The 18460-nt window shown below is 62.0% G+C and carries 16 protein-coding genes and 1 pseudogene; 11 read left to right on the top strand and 6 right to left on the bottom strand.

The window, feature by feature from the left end:
* Window positions 1-48 precede the first annotated feature (48 nt).
* The 5 genes from BMY68_RS08220 (at window position 49) to BMY68_RS08200 (ending at window position 6054) form a co-directional block, all read left to right on the top strand.
* Window positions 49-1485, top strand: a complete 1437-nt coding sequence (locus BMY68_RS08220) for an APC family permease (protein ID WP_085530689.1) — start codon at window positions 49-51, stop codon at window positions 1483-1485.
* The gene (locus BMY68_RS08215; protein ID WP_085530690.1) at window positions 1482-2864 is read left to right on the top strand and encodes an aspartate aminotransferase family protein; all 1383 of its coding nucleotides are present in this window, start codon (window positions 1482-1484) and stop codon (window positions 2862-2864) included. Before BMY68_RS08220 ends, BMY68_RS08215 begins: the two co-directional genes overlap by 4 nt.
* 54 nt (window positions 2865-2918) lie before the next feature.
* Window positions 2919-3959, top strand: coding sequence for an ABC transporter substrate-binding protein (locus BMY68_RS08210; protein WP_085530691.1), 1041 nt, complete (start codon window positions 2919-2921; stop codon window positions 3957-3959).
* 363 nt (window positions 3960-4322) lie between these two features.
* Window positions 4323-4958 carry a lytic polysaccharide monooxygenase auxiliary activity family 9 protein gene (locus BMY68_RS08205; protein ID WP_085530692.1) on the top strand — a complete coding sequence of 212 codons (636 nt, stop codon included), beginning with the start codon at window positions 4323-4325 and terminating at the stop codon, window positions 4956-4958.
* A 37-nt stretch (window positions 4959-4995) separates the two neighbouring features.
* On the top strand, window positions 4996-6054 hold the full coding sequence (locus BMY68_RS08200) for a chitinase (protein WP_085530693.1): 1059 nt from the start codon (window positions 4996-4998) through the stop codon (window positions 6052-6054).
* Between the two features lie 42 nt (window positions 6055-6096).
* Here BMY68_RS08200 and BMY68_RS29575 read toward each other — a convergent pair whose 3' ends face one another.
* A complete protein-coding gene (locus BMY68_RS29575; RefSeq protein ID WP_139214881.1) occupies window positions 6097-6276 on the bottom strand; it encodes a hypothetical protein in 180 nt (59 codons plus the stop codon).
* A gap of 45 nt (window positions 6277-6321) precedes the next feature.
* Window positions 6322-6894 (bottom strand): LuxR C-terminal-related transcriptional regulator, encoded by a 573-nt coding sequence (locus tag BMY68_RS08195; protein ID WP_007924818.1) that lies wholly within the window; start codon window positions 6892-6894, stop codon window positions 6322-6324.
* 149 nt (window positions 6895-7043) lie between these two features.
* On the opposite strand from BMY68_RS08195, the gene BMY68_RS08190 reads away from it, so the two are divergent.
* From BMY68_RS08190 to BMY68_RS08180, 3 genes are read left to right on the top strand one after another with little or no spacing between them, the layout of a single operon-like run.
* On the top strand, window positions 7044-8222 hold the full coding sequence (locus BMY68_RS08190; protein ID WP_062826023.1) for an acetyl-CoA acetyltransferase: 1179 nt from the start codon (window positions 7044-7046) through the stop codon (window positions 8220-8222).
* 2 nt (window positions 8223-8224) lie between these two features.
* The gene (locus tag BMY68_RS08185) at window positions 8225-9766 is read left to right on the top strand and encodes a class I adenylate-forming enzyme family protein (protein ID WP_085530694.1); all 1542 of its coding nucleotides are present in this window, start codon (window positions 8225-8227) and stop codon (window positions 9764-9766) included.
* Window positions 9767-9809: 43 nt separating this feature from the next.
* On the top strand, window positions 9810-11150 hold the full coding sequence (locus BMY68_RS08180) for an MFS transporter (protein WP_085530695.1): 1341 nt from the start codon (window positions 9810-9812) through the stop codon (window positions 11148-11150).
* 101 nt (window positions 11151-11251) lie between these two features.
* Here BMY68_RS08180 and BMY68_RS08175 read toward each other — a convergent pair whose 3' ends face one another.
* From BMY68_RS08175 to BMY68_RS08165, 3 genes are all read right to left on the bottom strand, one after another.
* Window positions 11252-12163 (bottom strand): LysR substrate-binding domain-containing protein, encoded by a 912-nt coding sequence (locus BMY68_RS08175; RefSeq protein ID WP_009044121.1) that lies wholly within the window; start codon window positions 12161-12163, stop codon window positions 11252-11254.
* A gap of 383 nt (window positions 12164-12546) precedes the next feature.
* Window positions 12547-14667 carry a TonB-dependent siderophore receptor gene (locus tag BMY68_RS08170; protein WP_085530696.1) on the bottom strand — a complete coding sequence of 707 codons (2121 nt, stop codon included), beginning with the start codon at window positions 14665-14667 and terminating at the stop codon, window positions 12547-12549.
* 437 nt (window positions 14668-15104) lie between these two features.
* The gene (locus BMY68_RS08165) at window positions 15105-15479 is read right to left on the bottom strand and encodes a winged helix-turn-helix transcriptional regulator (protein WP_085530697.1); all 375 of its coding nucleotides are present in this window, start codon (window positions 15477-15479) and stop codon (window positions 15105-15107) included.
* Between the two features lie 102 nt (window positions 15480-15581).
* Between BMY68_RS08165 and BMY68_RS08160 the strand changes: the two genes are divergently transcribed.
* Both BMY68_RS08160 and BMY68_RS30045 read left to right on the top strand, forming a co-directional pair.
* Window positions 15582-16700: an NADH:flavin oxidoreductase gene (locus tag BMY68_RS08160; RefSeq protein WP_053261408.1), complete on the top strand. Its 1119-nt coding sequence runs from the start codon at window positions 15582-15584 to the stop codon at window positions 16698-16700.
* A gap of 401 nt (window positions 16701-17101) precedes the next feature.
* Window positions 17102-17217 (top strand): annotated as a pseudogene (locus tag BMY68_RS30045) (IS5/IS1182 family transposase); the annotation flags it as partial.
* A 33-nt stretch (window positions 17218-17250) separates the two neighbouring features.
* On the opposite strand, the gene BMY68_RS08155 reads toward BMY68_RS30045, so the two are convergent.
* Complete coding sequence (locus tag BMY68_RS08155; protein ID WP_009044118.1) at window positions 17251-17604, bottom strand: winged helix-turn-helix transcriptional regulator; 354 nt, start codon at window positions 17602-17604, stop codon at window positions 17251-17253.
* 102 nt (window positions 17605-17706) lie between these two features.
* Between BMY68_RS08155 and BMY68_RS08150 the strand changes: the two genes are divergently transcribed.
* A complete protein-coding gene (locus BMY68_RS08150; RefSeq protein WP_081002292.1) occupies window positions 17707-18453 on the top strand; it encodes an NADPH-dependent F420 reductase in 747 nt (248 codons plus the stop codon).
* Window positions 18454-18460 lie beyond the last annotated feature (7 nt).

Raw genomic sequence — 18460 nt, 5'->3', positions numbered from 1 at the left:
ACGCGGCACCGATCTTCAAAAAAATAGAACAACAAGACGGAGCAACCGATGAACAGCAATGCAAGCGTGCAAACCGGCGCCCTGGCGCCGCCCGCGAGTCACAAGAAACTCGGCCTCACCGCGCTGTTGGCGGTGGCCATCGGCCTGGTGGTCTCACAAGGCGTGATGGTGCTGATGCTGCAAGGCGTCGGCATCGCCGGCCTGGGCTTTATCGTGCCCCTGGGCCTGGCCTACCTGCTGGCCCTGAGCTACGCCTGCTCGTTCTCCGAACTGGCGCTGATGATCCCCCGCGCCGGCAGCCTGAGCACTTACACCGAGGTCGCCATCGGCCAGTTCCCGGCGATCCTGGCGACCTTTTCCGGCTACATAGTGGTGGCGATGTTCGCCTTGTCGGCCGAGCTGTTGCTGATGGAGTTCATCATCGACAAGGTCTACCCGCACGCCATGCCGCCGCTGACCGTAGCCTTGGGAGTACTGGCGCTGTTCACCGTGCTTAACCTGTTCAACATCGACATCTTTGCCCGCCTGCAGACGGTGCTGGCGGTGGTGATGACCGTGGTCCTGCTGGTGATGGGCCTGAGCGCGATGAACAGCGACATCGTCGCGCCCAACCCGACGCTGTTCGACAGCGCCCACTGGAACCCCCTGGGCCTGGGGGTGATCGCCCTGACGGCGATGGCGGTCTGGGGCTTCGTCGGCGCCGAGTTCGTCTGCCCGCTGGTGGAAGAAACCCGGCGCCCCGAGCGCAATATCCCGGGCTCGATGATGCTCGGCCTGACCATCATTTTCGTGATCATCAGCCTGTATGGCCTGGGCGCTTTGCTCACCGTGCCCCAGGCGGAACTGGCCAGCAACGGCCTGCCGCATTACCTGTTCGCCACCACGGTGTTCGGCGAGGCGGGCAAGGTATTCCTGGTGACCGCCGCGATCACCGCCACCTGCAGCACCCTCAACAGTTCGCTGGCGGCGATCCCGCGCATGCTGTTCGGCATGGCTCGTAATGGCCAGGCCTTTGGCGTGTTCAAGCTGCAGGGCAAGCGCACCGGCGCGCCCTGGGTCGCGGTGCTGTTCATCGCCGCGGTCACCGGCCTGCCGTTGCTGCTGATGCACGACCATGCCGACGCGATCAACCAGCTGCTGCTCTCGGCGGCCCTGGCCTGGCTGCTGGCCTACATCATCACCCACGTCAACGTCATCGCCCTGCGTCGGCGCTACCCGCAGGTGGCGCGGCCGTTCCGTACGCCGTTCTACCCCTTGCCGCAGGTGTTCGGCATCGCCGGCATGCTGTTTGCGATCTGGAACGTCTCGCCCAGCCCGGAGATGACCTTCTCGATTTTTGCCTACGCGGGCCTGGTGCTGCTGATCGTCTCGATCATCGCCGTGCTGTGGATCAAGGGCGTGATGGGCAAGCCACTGTTCAAGCCGGAGCCGCTGGCCAGCGTGCTCGGCACTCTCGATAAAAACCCGCAAGGAGACTCGCAATGACCGTTCAGATGAAACCCGTGCGCAGCACCGGCGACTACCAGGCCGCGGATGCCGCGCACCACATTCATGCGTTCCTCGACCAGAAGGCGCTGAACGCCGAAGGGCCGCGGGTGATCGTGCGCGGTGAGGGCCTGGCGCTCTGGGACAACGACGGCCAGCGCTACCTGGATGGCATGTCGGGCCTGTGGTGCACCAACCTCGGCTACGGCCGGAAGGACCTGGCCGCGGCCGCCAGCCAGCAGCTCGAACAGTTGCCGTACTACAACATGTTCTTCCACACCACCCACCCGGCGGTGGTCGAGCTCTCGGAGCTGCTGTTCAGCCTGTTGCCCGCGCACTACAGCCACGCGATCTACACCAACTCCGGCTCCGAGGCCAACGAGGTGCTGATCCGCACCGTGCGTCGCTACTGGCAGATCCTCGGCAAGCCGCAGAAGAAGATCATGATCGGCCGCTGGAACGGCTACCACGGCTCGACCCTCGGCGCCACGGCGCTGGGCGGGATGAAGTTCATGCACGACATGGGCGGGGTGATCCCGGACGTGGCGCACATCGACGAGCCGTACTGGTTCGCCCACGAAGGCGACCTGACCCCGGCCGAGTTCGGCCTGCGCGCTGCGCGCCAGCTGGAAGAGAAGATCCTCGAACTGGGCGCCGAGAATGTCGCGGCCTTCGTCGCCGAGCCGTTCCAGGGCGCCGGCGGCATGATCTTCCCGCCAGAGAGTTACTGGCCGGAAATCCAACGCATCTGCCGCCAGTACGACGTGCTGCTGTGCGCCGACGAAGTGATCGGCGGTTTCGGCCGTACCGGCGAGTGGTTCGCCCACCAGCATTTCGGCTTCGAGCCCGACACCCTGTCGATCGCCAAGGGCCTGACCAGCGGCTACATCCCCATGGGCGGGCTGATCCTCTCCAGGCGCATGGCCGAGGTGTTGGTGGAGCAGGGCGGGGTGTTCGCCCACGGCCTGACCTATTCCGGCCACCCGGTGGCGGCGGCGGTGGCCATCGCCAACCTCAAGGCCCTGCGCGACGAAGGCATCGTCAGCCGGGTCAAGCACGAGACCGGGCCGTACCTGCAGCGCTGCCTGCGCGAGGTGTTCGACAACCATCCGTTGATTGGCGAAGTGCAGGGCGCCGGGCTGGTGGCCGCCTTGCAGTTCGCCGAAGACAAGGCCAGCCGCAAGCGCTTCGCCAACGAAAACGACATGGCCTGGCGTTGCCGCACCATCGGCTTCGAAGAGGGCCTGATCATTCGCTCGACCCTGGGCCGAATGATCATGGCCCCGGCCCTGGTGGCCAGCCACGCCGACATTGATGAACTGGTCGACAAGACCCGTACCGCTGTAGATCGGACCGCCCGCGAATACGGTCGCCTGTGAGCCCAAAGCGGCCGGCGCGCGCGGGCGCGTCGGCCTATTGAGAGGAACCGCTTCATGTCCAGATCCTTGCGTTGCTGTGTTCCCTTTACCCTGGCCCTGTTGTGCACCGCGGTTGCGGCCGCGCCGCAGAGCCTCACCGTCATCTCCTTTGGCGGTGCCACCAAGCAGGCCCAGGACAAGGCCTACTTCCAACCTTTCATCGCCAGCGGCGCAGGACGCGTGGTCGCCGGCGAATACAACGGGGAACTGTCGAAAATCAAGGCCATGGTCGATGTCGGCCATACCAGTTGGGACGTGGTCGAAGTCGAAAGCCCGGAGCTGCTGCGCGGCTGCGATGAAGGCCTGTTCGAACGCCTCGACCCGGCGCGCTTCGGCGACCCGGCGCAATTCGTGCCGGGGACCCTGAGCGAATGCGGGGTGGCCACCTATGTCTGGTCGATGGTCATGGCCTACGACCAGGACAAGCTGGCCAGGGCGCCGACCTCCTGGGCGGATTTCTGGAACGTCGCCGACTTCCCCGGCAAGCGCGGCTTGCGCAAGGGCGCCAAGTACACCCTGGAAATCGCCTTGCTCGCCGACGGGGTCAAGCCGGACCAGCTGTACCAGGTGCTGGGCACTCCCGAGGGCGTGACCCGGGCGTTCGCCAAGCTCGATCAGATCAAGGGCAATATCCAGTGGTGGGAGGCGGGCGCGCAGCCGCCGCAATGGCTGATCGCCGGGGACGTGGTGATGAGCGCGGCCTACAACGGGCGGATCGCCTCGGCGCAGAAGGAAGGCATGAAACTGAGCATCGTCTGGCCGCAAAGCCTGTACGACCCGGAGTACTGGGCGGTGGTCAAGGGCACGCCGAACAAGGCGCTGGCCGAAGACTTCATCGCCTTCGCCAGCCAGCCGCAGACCCAGAAGGTGTTCTCCGAGGAGATCCCCTACGGGCCGGTGCACCGTGACGCGCTGGCGCTGCTGCCGGCGGCGGTGCAACGGCAGCTGCCCACCGCCGAGGCCAACCTGGCCGGCGCGCGGGCGGTGGACGCGGAGTTCTGGGTGGACCATGGCGAGGAACTGGAGCAGCGCTTCAACGCCTGGGCAGCGCGCTGAGGTCAGTGGCCGCCAGCTTTTTTAAAGGAGGGCACCCGCTCTTTGTAGGAACCAGCTTGCTGGCGATAGAGGCAACGCGGTGTGCCTGATGCGACGCTTCGCGAGCAAGCTGCGCTCCTGCAGATGCAGATTGGGTATTGGCCGCATCTCCGGCAAGCGCCGCCTGGACAGGTAGGACTTTTGCTTCAAGTTGGGTAGGAGAAATCTAGTGGTACTGGTTATATATCCAGTATTCTCGGGAGATTCCTCTGCCAACGTGATGCAGACCGAAAAATGGGCCCGTGGACAGAAATTCCAGCTCGGTTAATTTGCAGGCCTCTCCTTTGGAAAGGGAGAGTTTCTTAAATCAATGGAGCAATAAACATGAACCAACCACAAACCCAATCACCGCTTCGCCACGGTCGCGTCACCTCCCCAGCCTCCCGCGGCGCAGTCGCCATCGACCTGGGCCTGCTGGGCGGCTGGCAGGTCAATGAAATGGAAGGCGGCAAGAACTTCCCGGCCCTGGCGGCGGGTCCGTTCCCTGCACCGTTCAACACGGACAACCCAAGCGACGTGCCGCCGGCCGATGGCTTCATCCTCAGCGGTGGCAAGACCGATGCCCGGGACTGCGTCAACTTCACCGATGAGGAAATGAGCAAGAAGCTCGGCCGCGCCTTCGCCTGGCCGACGCTCAACGTCAACCCCGGCCAGATCTTCAAGGTGACCTGGCAGTACACCGCACCGCATACCACCCGTGGCTATCGCTGGCTGATCACCAAGGACGGTTGGGACCCGAAACAGCGCATCACCCGCGCCCAACTGGAGGCTCAACCTTTCGCCGAGGACTTCTATCCGCAGGTGCCTTACTACAGCCATGCCGGCGAACTGAAGGCCAAGGTCGATCATGAAGTGAAGCTGCCGGCCAATAAAAAGGGCCGTCACGTGATTGTCCTGATGTGGATCGTGGCCAATACCGGCAATGCCTTCTATCAGGCCTTCGACCTCGACTTCAAATAAGTCTGCGGATCATTAAAACGTTCTGAAGGATGAGAACATGTCACAGATTGACTTTACCCAACTGAAAACGACGCAGGACGATGCCGCGTCGCGGATGCCGAGCCTGGATGGCAAGAAAATCCTCATGGGCTACTGGCACAACTGGCCGGCCGGTCCCTCGGACGGCTACCAGCGCGGGCAGTTTGCCAATATGAACCTGGAGGATGTGCCCCGCGACTACAACGTGGTGGCCGTGGCGTTCATGAAAGGCAGTGGTATTCCGACGTTCAAGCCGTACAACCTGTCCGATGCCGAGTTTCGTCGCCAGGTGGGCGTGCTGAACAGCCAGGGCAGGGCGGTGCTGATGTCCCTGGGGGGCGCCGACGCTCATATCGCGTTGAACCCGGGCCACGAACAGCCCCTGGCCAATGAAATCATCCGTCTGGTGGAAACCTACGGCTTTGACGGGCTGGACATCGATCTTGAACAGAGCGCGATTGACTTCGCCAGCAACAAGATCGTCCTGCCGGCCGCGCTGAAGCTGGTCAAGGATCACTATGCCGCCGAGGGCAAGCATTTCATCATCAGCATGGCGCCGGAGTTCCCCTACCTGACCGCTGCCGGTCGATACGTCGACTACCTCAAGGCGCTGGAAGGCTACTACGACTTCATCGCGCCGCAGTTCTACAATCAGGGCGGCGATGGCCTCTGGGTTCAGGAAGCCAACAACGGCAAGGGGGCCTGGATCGCCCAGAACAACGACGCCATGAAAGAGGACTTCCTCTATTACCTGACCGAAAGCCTGGTCAGTGGTACTCGCGGTTTTACCAGGATTGCGGCTGACAAATTCGTCATTGGCCTGCCCGCCAACGTCGATGCGGCGGCCACCGGATACGTGGTCAACCCTACGGCCGTTGCCAATGCGTTCAAACGCCTCCATGCCAAAGGGCTGTCGATCAAGGGCCTGATGACCTGGTCGGTCAACTGGGACAATGGGTTCAGCAAGGACCACGTGCCCTACAACCAGGAATTCAGCCGGCGCTATGGGCCGTTGATCAACGGTGGCAAGCAGTCCTCCTCAACCCAGGATGAGCCCCACCCGCAGACCGCCCACTAGCGCTCAAGGAGGCATCCGGCAGACGTGCCGGATGCTCGACAGTCAAGCCTGTTGACTTGATCGCTGAGGGCAAGCAATGAAAATCCGATGTCGCAAGGCATCGGATTTTTTGTGGATGAGGCCTGCAGAGGCAAAATCGTCTCCAGACGCAGCGTCGAGATGGATGCCCTCAACCAGATCCTGGTGCAGGGCGGCAGCGTGGAGGGCTTGAATATCGGCCATTGCAGCTGCTGCGCATCAGTGCCCGCGACAGGCTTGCGCAGGCGCTCAACTGATGAAGATGATCTTCGACACCAGTTCTGCGCTGTTCTTGGCCTGAAGCTTCTTCATCAGCCGGGCGCGGTGGACTTCCACGGTACGGTGGGAAATGCCCAGCTTGCGTGCCACTTCCTTGCAGGTCAGGCCATTGACGATATGCAGCGAGATTTCCCGTTCGCGCGGGGTCAACTGGATCATCGGCGCCGGTTGGCGGTCCAGGCGCTCGAAATGCCAGACCATCAGCTTGAACGGATCCTCGGCAGTCAGGGAAAAACCGTGGGCGCGGGCCCAGAACACCTCGCCGTTGCGATGCTGCATGAAGCGTTCGTCGGAGTAGAAGGTACCGGGTCCGTTGCGCAGCCAGTGCTCGCTGCGTTCGCCGATGCTCTGGTAGTCGGCCTGGGAGGGGTACAACAGCAGGGTCAGGTGGCCTTGCAAGTGTTCGCGCTCGTAGCCGAACAGGCGTACGAAGGCCTGGTTGCAGTCGAGCATCCGGCGATGCCCGGTGATCATCTGCGGCGCGGGGGAAACCTGGAAGGCCAGGCGCTCGAGGTCCTGGAATTGCTGGGCGTGTAGGGTCATCAGGCATCCTGCCTCGAGTTTATCGGCGCATCTCTTTTTTTGGGGGGGCGGGGGACTACTTACTGCCGTACGTAGTTCCCCCAACTAGCGTGTGATTCGGGTGTTGAATCATTGTATGGAATACCCGCTTCAAGGAAGAAGAAAATCACATGATTCACGATTCCGTATCCATCGTCGCTGCCGCCCATAGCCCTTTCGGTCGCCTGGACGGCCTGAACCTCGAGGACCTGATCGTCCAGGTTACCCGCGAGGCCCTGGCCGACGCTGAGATCGAGGCTGCACAAATCGACGCGCTGTTTCTCGGGCACTTCAACTCCGGCCTGGTGGCGGATGGTTTCCCCGCCTCGCTGATGCTCCAGGCCGATCCGCAACTGCGCTTCAAGCCCGCCACTCGCTGCGAGAACGCCTGCGCCTCCGGTTCGGCGGCGATCCAGGCCGGGATCAACGCGATCCGCAGCGGCGCCGCCGAACTGGTACTGGTGGTCGGCGCGGAGAAAATGACCGGCAACAGCACCGTCGAGGTCACCCGGGCCCTGGCCGGCGCCGGCTACCAGAACACCCTCCAGGAGGCCGGCATGAGTTTCGCCCAGCTTTTTGGCCGGGTGGCGCAGCAGTACGCCGACCGCTACCACAACCCGATGTCCTCGATGGCCATGATCGCGGTGAAAAACCATGCCAATGCCATGGCCAACCCCCTGGCGCAGATGCACCGAGTGATGGATTTTGAACACTGCAACAACGTTTCCCAGGGCAACCCGCTGATCGCACCGCCACTGCGCCTGACCGACTGCTCGTTGATCAGTGACGGTGCGGCGGCGATCATCCTGGCCTCGCCCCAGCGCGCCCGTTCGATGCGACGCCAGGTGGCGATCCGTGCCATGACCCAGGTGAACGATTTCCTGCCCTTGTCGAGCCGTGACATGCTGGCCTTCGAGGGGCCGCGACGGGCCATCCATGGGGCCCTGCGCCAGGCCGGCGTGACCCTCGGCGACCTGAGTTTCGCCGAGGTACACGACTGTTTCACCATCGCTGAATTGCTGATCTACGAAGCCATGGGCCTGGCGCCCAGGGGCGAGGGGCACCGGGCCCTCGACGACGGCACCGTGCGCCAGGGCGGACGCCTGCCGGTGAACCTGTCCGGCGGGCTCAAGGCCAAGGGGCATCCGGTGGGGGCCACCGGGGTATCGATGCATGCCCTGGGCTTTGCCCAACTGATCGGCAAACCCATCGGCCTGGGTGTGCCCGCTGCCGAGTTCGGCTTGCTGTTCAACATGGGCGGCATGGCGGTGGCCAACTACGCCAGCGTCCTGCAAGCGGTCAAGGTCTGAGGATGAACATCGCCCATTGGCTGCGCGATGCGGCCCAGCGCTGGCCTCGGAGGGGAGCTCTGTTCGAGGGCCGCCGCCAGGTCGCCGACTACCAGGCGTTTGCCGAGCAGGCCAGGGCCCGCGCCCTGCAACTGCGTCATGAGTACGGCATCGAGCCTGGCGACCGAGTGGCGCTGCTGCTGAAGAACAGCTGCGGTTATCTCGAACTGTTGTACGCCATCTGGTGGAGCGGGGCGGTGGCGGTTCCGATCAACTGCAAGCTGCATGCACTGGAAGCCGCCTGGATTGCCGGCAATGCCGGGGCCCGGCTGATCTACACCGATGAGGGCCAGAGCTTCGACACCGTGGCCCTGCCTGCCGGTTGCCGTGAACTGGCCGCGCCCGGGCTGACCGTGCAAGGCCGGGTGCCGGGCGATGAACTGTTGGAGCCGCACCTGCGGGAGGACAGCGACCTGGCCTGGCTGTTCTACACCTCCGGGACCACTGGCCGCCCCAAGGGGGTGATGTTGTCCCATGGCAACCTGATCGCCATGTCCTTGTGTTATCCGCTGGACGTGGACCCGGTGGCCGGCGATGACGCCGTGGTCTATGCCGCGCCGATGTCCCATGGCGCCGGCCTCTACAACTTCATCCATGTGCGCTGTGGCGCCCGGCATGTGGTGCCGGCGTCCCAGGGGTTCCAGGCGGCGGAGTTGTTCGAGCTGGCGCAGGCGCTGGGCCAGGTCAGCCTGTTTGCCGCGCCGACCATGCTCAAGCGCATGGTGCAGCAGGCCCGGCAGCAGGGCTATTGCGGCGAAGGGATCAAGACCATCGTCTACGGCGGCGGCCCGATGTACCTGGCGGATCTCGCCCAGGCCCTGGACACCTTCGGCCCGCGGCTGGTGCAGATCTACGGCCAGGGCGAATGCCCAATGACCATCAGCGCCTTGTCCAGGGAGACCATTGCCGACCGCGGGCATGCTGACTGGCCGACCCTTGCTGCCTCGGTAGGGCGTGCCCACGCCTGCGTTGAGGTGCGCGTGGTGGATACTGCGGGCCAACCCCTGGCTGCCGGGGAGAGGGGGATAATCGCCGTGCGCGGGGCTGTGGTGATGCAGGGATACTGGGACAATCCGCAAGCCACCCGGGAGGCCCTGGTGGACGGCTGGCTGCTCACCGGTGACATCGGTTTCCTGAATGAGCGGGGTTACCTGACCCTGACCGATCGCAGCAAGGATGTGATCATCTCCGGCGGCAGTAACATCTACCCGCGGGAAGTCGAGGAAGTGCTGATCCAGCACCCCGAGGTATTCGAAGTGTGCGTGGTGGGGGAGGCCGACCCGCAGTGGGGCGAGTCGGTGGTGGCCTTCGTGGTCCCGCGTTCGCCCGGAAACCTCGATGCGCAGGCGCTCAACCATTGGTTCCTGGCGCGCATGGCCTCGTTCAAGAAACCGAAGAAGTACCTGTTTTGCGCCGAGCTGCCCAAGAATAGCTATGGCAAGATTCTCAAGACCCGCTTGCGCCAGTGGTTGCAGGACCCCACCGGGCCCTTGAGCAACCTCTGAAACGCGGCATTTCATGGATAGCACTACGACAGGAGTCCCCACGATGGGCGTGCCACCTTCCAACCCCCAGCGCCAGCGGCGCCGGGCCTTCATCGGCGCCACTTCCGGCCACTTGATCGAGTGGTACGACTATGGCGTCTACGGTTTCCTGGCCTTGTACATCGGCAAGGCCTTCTTCGTTTCCGACGATCCCACCAGCAGCCTTCTGGCAAGCTTCGCGGCCTTTGCCCTGAGCTTCTTCATCCGGCCCCTGGGCGGCCTGTTCTTCGGCCCCCTGGCCGACAAGATCGGCCGACGCAAGACCCTGATCACGGTGCTGGTGATGATGGCCGGCTCCACCTGCCTGCTGGGCCTGTTGCCGACCTACGCGAGCATCGGCATCGCCGCGCCGGTGATCCTGGTGCTGGTCCGTTGTGTGCAGGGTTTCTCTGCCGGTGGCGAGATCGGCACCATCACCAGCTTCATTTCCGAATACGCCAGCCCAGGGCGTCGGGGATTCGCCACCTGCTGGCTGATGGTCACCGCTGTGCTCGGCCTGCTCCTGGGTGGCGCCGTGGCCAATGGCATGACCTGGGCCCTGGGCGCCGAGCTGATGCAGGATTGGGGCTGGCGGATCCCGTTCCTGATCGCAGGTCCCCTGGGCTTCATCTCGCTGTACATCCGCCTGAAACTGGAGGACAGCCCGGAATTCCTCGCCTTGCTGCAGGCCGGGCAGACCTCCAAGGCGCCGCTGCGCGAGGTTTGGCAGTGGAAGCGCCCGATCGCTTTGGTGTTCTTCATCATCACCCTGCATAGCTCGATCTTCTACCTGGTGCTGACCTTCGCCTCGACCTATATGTCCAACACCCTCAAGTTCGACAGTGGCACCACCTTGCTCTATGTATTTGTCGCCAGCCTCTCGGCGGCGGTGGTCATGCCCTTCGGCGGCGCCTTCACCGATCGCTACGGGCGCAAGCCGTTCCTGATGGTGATCGGTACCCTGGCGACCCTGGCCATGTACTGGTTCTTCAAGGCCGCGCCCAATGCGACCCCGGCCACCTTGTTCTGGCCGCTGATGGCCGTGGCGATCCTGTTCGGGCTCTATGCGTCCTCGACCTACGCGCTGATGAGCGAGCTGCTGCCGACCCGCATCCGCTCCACCGGCATCGCCGTGGCCTACAACATCCCGGTGGCGGTGTTCGGCGGTAGCGCGCCGCTGATTTCCACCTGGCTGATCAAGCTCACTGGCGACATCACCGCGCCCTGGTACTTTTACGTGGCGACCGGGGTCGCGTCGCTGCTGGCCCTGCTAGTGCTGCGCAAGGAAGACTTCGTCGCCTGTACCCACGACGTCCGGCACCAGGGGCGTGGGGCTTCGCAACTCCTGGTCAATCCGCAAGCTTAAGCCCACCTGCCAGCGCCGGCCCCGGCCGGATGGCAAGGACGTCGGTATGGGTCAATGATGGGCAACGTATCGGGGGGCGATCCGCTCCTGCTCGCCGGCCCTCAGGCGAGCCAGGCCTTGAACTGCTCCTTGCAGTAATCGACGAACAACTGCGCAGGCTTGGTCAGCTGCGCCCGTTTCAGCCAGCCGGCCACCAGCGCCGAGCCGGTGACATCCTCGGCAATCTCCACACAGACCACTTCCTGGCCGTCATAGGTGCTGTTGCCGTGGGGCCTGGTCACCAGCAAGGCAAAGCCGAACCCCTGGCCGACCATGCCGCGTACCATCTCGATCGACGGCGAGCCGAAGACGATATTCGGCGTCAGCTGCAGCTCCTCGAAGATGCTCACGAAGTAGGTGCGGCTGGGCTGTACATCCAGCAGGATCATCGGCTCCAGGACCAGGTCGCGCAGTGACACCTGGGCCTGTCCGGCAAAACGGTGCCCGGCCGGCACCAGGGCATACGGCCGTTGCGGCGCCATCAGCGCCTCGGTCTCGATGGTGCTGTCCAGGTCGTGTTCGTAGAAGATCGCCAGGTCGAAGCGTCCGCCGGTCAGGCCCTGCACCAGTTCCTGCTGCTCGCCGTCCTGCAGGCGGATCTCCACCCCCGGAAAACGCTGGCGAAAGCCGGCGATCAGCCGTGGCAGGTAGAGCGGGGCGACCGTCTCGAAGCAACCGATATCGATCTGCCCGCACACCACGTCGTTGTCGGCCAGGGCGTTCTGCTCGAACTCGTGGGCCATGCGCAGCAGTTCCTGGGCCTTGCGGTAGAAACGCGCGCCGCCCGGGGTCAGGGACACGCCCTGGGCGTGATGGCGGATCAGCAACTGCACGCCGAAGCTGTCTTCCAGGCCCTTGACCGCCGTGGAGATCGAAGGCTGGGCGATATACAGCTTGCGCGACGCCTCGGCGACGCTGCCACAGTCGACGGTGGTGACGAAATACTTCAATTGACGCAAGGAATAGGACGCCACAGTGCACCTCTGGCCGATGGTTTTGCTCCACGATACCCGCTCCGCGGGCCGGCGCTGCAGCGGATTTTGCTCGGCAGTGGGCATATTTTCGCTGGGTAGGCGTTGCACGCCGCGCAAGGCGCCCGGGCCGCCCGGCAGCCTGGGGAACGGCTCGCCCCCGGTGAAGCGTGGCGAAATAGCCGCGACCGAATGACGGATGGCGAACGCTGGGCGGCTGGGTCGTGGGCGACGGGACAATGCCGCCAGGGAGGGGCGCGAAGATCGACAGGGGCGGTGCCGCTGCGCGAGCGGCCAATGCAAGGGCCTTCGCAGGGGGGATCTGCAAAAGCCCTCACAGGCAGGCGTGCAGTTCTTCGGTGCTCGCCCTGGAACAAGCCTTTCAATTAGAAGGTGTAGGCAATCCCCGCCTGCACCGTGCGCGGCGCGCCCGGGTAAACGTAGGTATTGAACGCGCCTTCGTCATAGCCCTTGTTGAACAGGTTCTTCACGTCCAGGTTCAGGCGCACGTGTTCGTTGAGCCGGTAGAAGCTCAACAGGTCGACCACGCTGTAGCGCTCCATGGTGTAGGTGGTCGCGGCGGTCTGGCCGGCGCGATCATCCACGTATTTCACGCCCATGCCCAGGCCCAGCCCTTTGGCCACGCCGTCCTGGAATTCGTAGGTGTTGAGCAGGCTGAAGGTGTTGCGCGGGATGTTTGCCAGGCGTGTGCCATCGGCCAGCGTGTTGTCCTTGGTCACCTCGGCGTCCACGTACGCGTAGCCGCCGAGCATGCGCCACTCGGGGGTGATGTTGCCGGCGATGTTCAGGTCGATGCCACGGCTGCGGACTTCACCGGCCGCCACGCTGTAGTTGGAGTCGACCGGGTCGACGGTCAGTACATTCTGTTTGACGATGTGGTAGATCGCGGCATCCACGCTCAGCTGATGCTCCAGCGCTTCCCACTTGACGCCCAGTTCATAGGACTTGCCTTTCTCCGCGTCGAACCCGCCCCCTTCACGGCTGGCGCCGTTGTTCGGCTTGAAGGAGCGCGCGGTGTTGGCGTACACCGCGACAGTGTCGGTCAGGTCGTAGATCAGGCCGAAGCGCGGGGTGACCGCATTTTGGTTCTTGGTGAAGTCGCGGGTGGTGCTCAGGTAGTCGTCATAATCATGTTCGAAACGCTCGAAACGCACGCCGGCCAGGGCTTTGAGGCGCTCGGTCAAGGCCACCTGGTCTTGCACGAAGAGGGCCCAGGTTTTGAGGTTTTCCTTGTCGTGGGTAGTCGTGCGGGTGAGGGCCGGACGCGGCTGGCCCAGCACCGGGTCGAGCAGGTCGATCGGGTAGGCAGCGGCACCGGCGGCGGAGCGCTGGATCAGCGATTGGTAGTGGTAGTCCTCATATTCCACACCGGTCAGCAGGGTATGGCTGAAACCAGCGAGGTCGAAATAGCCGGTCAGGTTCAACTGCATATCGCGGTCGCTCCACTCCAGCTTGCGGTAGTTGAAGTTGCGCCCCAGGGTGCGGCCATCGGCCTGCAGGGCATTGGCTTCCACGGCATTGCCTTGCAGCTGGCCATCCAGCCATTGCACGCCACCGGCCAGGGTCCAGTCTTCGTTCAGCAGATGCTCGAAACGCAGCTGGGTCATGTTGTTGTCGTTGTGCAGGGTATTGTCCAGGCCCTTTTCCCAGACGTTGGTGTCCCGCGAGGCGCTTCCTTTCTGGTTGGGGTAGCGAGTCAGGCCCCGGTCCAGCGGATGGTTGTTGCGCATGTAGTCGCCTTCGAAGGTGATGCGCGTGCTGTCGTTGACCTGCCAGCTCAGCACCGGGGCGACGTCGTAGCGTTCGGTTTTGACATCGTCGCGAAAGCTTGAGCCACCTTCGCCCAGCAGGTTCAGGCGGTAGGCCAGGGCGCCGCTTTCATCCAGCGCGCCGGTGGCGTCGAGCGTGGCGCGGTGCATACCTTGGTCGTCGAGCTGGCTGCCCAGGGTCACCTTGGATTCAGCCTGCGGCTGCTTACTCACCACGTTAAAGGTTCCGCCCGGGTCGCCACGGCCGTACAGCGAACTGGCCGGGCCGCGCAGGACTTCCAGGCGCTCGATGGTGTTGGCGTCCGGCGCGTTGGGATAACCGCGGTTGATCGGGAAACCGTTGCGGTAGAACTCGCCGGTGGTAAAGCCGCGAACGGTGAAGGTGGTCAGGCCCTGTCCGCCGAAGTTGTTGGCGCGGCCCACGCCACCTGCGTAGTCGAGCGCATCCTGCAAGCGCGTTGCGCTGATGTCTTCCACCACATCCTTGGGCACGACGCTGACGGACTGCGCGGTTTCATGCAGGGCGGTATCGGTGCGGGTGGCGCTGGCCGAACGGGTGGCGCGATACCCCTGCACCGGACCGTCGGCGCGCTCGGCAGCGGCATCGGCGGTGATGCTGGTGGCCTGCAACTCGAGTGAGGAAGCGCTGGATTGATCGGCCCAGACAACAGGGGAAACGGCGTGCAGCAGGCAAAGCGAAACGAACGTACGACGCATCGACAGGACGATCCAGAGCAGGAGAGGGGAGGAAAAGCCGCAGCATACTATATGCTAATGCTTATCATTAGAAGCGTTGGTTGGGGTACCAACGTACCGATAACAGGGCCGCCCATCGGCACCCGTCGGCACGGAGAAAACGCCCGCGTCGCTCGCCCGCTCGAGGCTTGTATCTACCCCTGTGGATTACCTGATTCTGGCGAAATGCCCATGCTGGGAACGCCACCAAGGTCGATGTCGTGGTGGTCGGGGTGGAATGCTGTGATCTTAGAACGCCCCGGTATCAGGGCTATCGAAACGCTGGCGATGGTGACGTGTCGCAGGACCGCTGGTGCGTACTCAACGTCCAGGATGGGTTTAGGAATACCGCCAGCAGATCTATCAAGTAATGCGTTGCAGGTAGCAGTGGCGGCGAGTCAATGAAAAGAATCACACCGTCAATTTACCTCCGCGGCCTCGTCAAACTTCAACCGGGCCGCTTCAACCTCGGGCAATTTGTCGAGCGTCCATTTATGCAATTCGCGAAATGGCTGCTGCAGTGTTCGACCCAGTGGGGTGATCTCATACTGGACTGCTACGGGCGAAAACGAGATGACCTGGCGCGAGACAAGACCATTTCGTTCCAGCCGCCGTAAGCACTGTGTCAGTGCTTTCTGAGTGACGCCCTCCAGGCGACGCCTGATGGCGTTAAAACGGTGCGGCCCGTCATCAAGTACCGCCAGAACCATCATCGACCACTTGTCTGCGATTTGGTCGAACAGTGCCCGGCTTGGGCACTCCGACGAAAAACATTGCGGCTTTAATTCCAGCATCGAAGTTTCCTCATATATACCTAGGCGACTCTAGGTGCCTAATTGACATTTGGTTTACAAAATATACTTATGTGGCTTCCAAAATCAAATGGAGTCCATCCAATGTCAAACCCTGATACCAGCATTTTATTTCGTCCTTTTTCCATCCGGTCGCTTGAACTTAAAAACCGGATTGTCATGGCGCCAATGACGCGTCTGTTCTCACCCGAAGGCATCCCGGGTGAAGCGAGCACTGCCTACTACCGGCGGCGGGCAGAGGGACGTGTTGGGCTGATTTTGTCGGAAGGCACCGTGATTGATCGCCCAGCATCGCGCAATGATTCCGGCATTCCTTTTTTTCACGGCGAAGCGGCGCTGGCAGGGTGGAAAAACGTGATCGATGCGGTCCACAACGCTGGTGGGCGCATGGCACCGCAGATCTGGCACACCGGTGCCGCGCGTTACATCAACGACTGGGAGCCAGATGCGCCAGTGGAAAGTCCGTCGGGTCTTGATTCGCCAGGCGACCTGCGTGGTGTGGCGATGAGTGAAGAGGACATTGCTGACACGGTAGCAGCGTTCGCCAAGGCCGCAGCGGATGCCAAACGGCTGGGCTTCGATACCGTTGAGATCCACGGAGCCCATGGTTATTTGATCGATCAGTTTTTCTGGTCTGGTACCAATCTGCGCACCGACCGCTACGGCGGCCCGACGATCAAGGAACGTTCGCGTTTTGCCAGTGAGATAGTGTCTGCTGTTCGTCATGCTGTTGGCCCTGAGTTCCCGATCATCATGCGTGTCAGCCAGTGGAAGCAACAGGATTACGGAGTACGCGTCGCTGAAACGCCAGCTGTGATGGAAGACTGGTTGTTGCCATTAGTCGAGGCGGGTGTCGACGTCCTGCACTGCTCACAACGTCGCTTCTGGGAACCCGAGTTCCCCGAGATTGACGGTGAGAACGGCCTGAACTGCGCGGGCTGGGCGAAGAAAGTAACCGGGGCCGCGACCATCAGTGTTGGTTCGGTTGGGCTAGAAAATGATGTGACTAATGCCTTCGCCGGCAAGGGTTCAACCCCTGCGAGTCTGGATCGGCTTGTCGAGCGCATGGAGCGCGAAGAATTTGATCTGATCGCTGTAGGGCGTGTTCTGCTGAGTGACAAGGATTGGGCCGCCAAAGTTGAAAAAGGCAATTACGCGGATCTGAAGGGTTTCAATCCGGCATCTTTAGCCGAATTGGTTTGAGCCTTGTTGCGGAGTGCAGAGTGCGATGCCACAAAGGTTTTAATCTGAAGTAATCAGAGGTCTAGCCTCCGATGCTGAGAGGTCGAGATCGTAATCTGCTGTTGAGTGCGCCATGACTGTTACTGTTTCAATGACCGGACGTGTTAAGGCCACTCAACATCCGCGTAAATTAGGATTGCGTGCAGTGTGGCCCGGGCGTTTTCGCACAGGCTACACAGCGTCACTAATGAACGTGGCGCTAGATTCTGCATGGCTGCCTGGGCCATGTGCTCCAGCTTGATCGCGCTATGGCAGTGACTGGTATTCAGTGCGTCTCCGCATACGGGATGAGCAACCCATATCTGGCAAATCCTTGGTCGTTCGGAAGAGGATATGGGCGGTGAGTCGATAGCCTAAGTGGAGTCGGCTGGTTAGAAGAGAACCGAAGAATCGGCACTCGCTACGACAAGCAGGCAAGACGCATTGCAGCCATGGTCACTGAAGACTACGTGATATGCAGCTGTACTTTCCGTACAAAGCCGGGATTGTGCCGTTCGCAACTCGATGGCGCTCAGCTTTGCTCATGTCTCAACTCTGCCCATTCAATCAACGCCTGAATTGATGGCCCGAGTGCATGGCCGATAGGCGTGAGTTGATACTCCACCTTGGGAGGAACCTGCGGGTACACCGTCCGCAGCACGATCCCGTCCCTTTCCAACTGCTTGAGCTGTTGGATCAACATTTTCTGATTGATCCCTTCGATAAGCTTTTCCAAATCCGAGAAGCGAAGCGCGCCCTTTGCCGCGAATAGCTGGCAGAGGATGATGATCTTCCATTTCCCCTCTAGTACACGAAGTGTCTCGGTCGTTGCCTCAGCCCATGCTCGTCGATTTTGAGGATCGCCGCAGTTCCATTCCCGTTCCATTTCTTTCCCTCAAGTGAGTTACCCACCTTTTAGTGTGTACTTACCATTATCTCATGAGCACTCTAAAATCGGTGCAAGACAATCAATTCAGGAGGCCTGCCCATGAAAATAGGCATTATCGGAACCGGTAATATCGGGGGCACCATAGCCCGAAAGCTCGGAGCTGCTGGGCATGAAATTCGTGTAGCAAACTCTGGAGGTGTCGATGGCGTTCGAGCGTTTGCCGAAGAAATTGGAGCGGAACCTGTAGACATTCGAGGCGCGGTGGATGGAGTGGACGTGATCGTGCTATCGATACCTCTACCTGCTGTGAGCGCACTCCCTTCTGACCTGTTTAGCTATGTACCCGAAAGCGTCCCGGTGGTGGATACGAGTAATTACTACCCGGGTTTGCGTGATCCCCGCATTGCTGAAATCGATCAAGGAATGACGGAAAGTGTCTGGGTTTCAACGCAGGTTGGGCGCCCTGTTGTCAAAGCTTTCAATAATGTGCTGGCCTATACACTGGCAGAGCTAGGTCTTCCAGAGGGTACTAAAGGTCGCTTGGCGGCAGCGGTAGCGGGTGATAATGACAAGGCCAAGGAAACGGTAATGTCCCTGGTTAACCAAGCTGGCTTCGATCCGGTTGACGGAGGTTCTCTGGAAGAGTCTTGGAGGCAACAACCGTCCACGCCTGGCTACTGCTGTGATTACGACGCCAAGACCATGCGCAGGGCATTAGCGGCGGCAGTTAAGGGGCAGGCAGCAGCGAAACGAGATCAACTGCCCCAACACTTCGAGTGGCTTGGAGCAAACCCAAGCCATGACGATGTTGTAGCAATGAACCGATCCTTCAACCCGCTGGATTAACGTCCAG

Source organism: Pseudomonas sp. NFACC41-3, from assembly GCF_900109505.1.
Classification (GTDB): Bacteria; Pseudomonadota; Gammaproteobacteria; order Pseudomonadales; family Pseudomonadaceae; genus Aquipseudomonas; species Aquipseudomonas chlororaphis.
The sequence above is the reverse complement of the archived record's forward strand: the minus strand, read 5'-3'. Positions and strand labels throughout refer to the sequence as shown.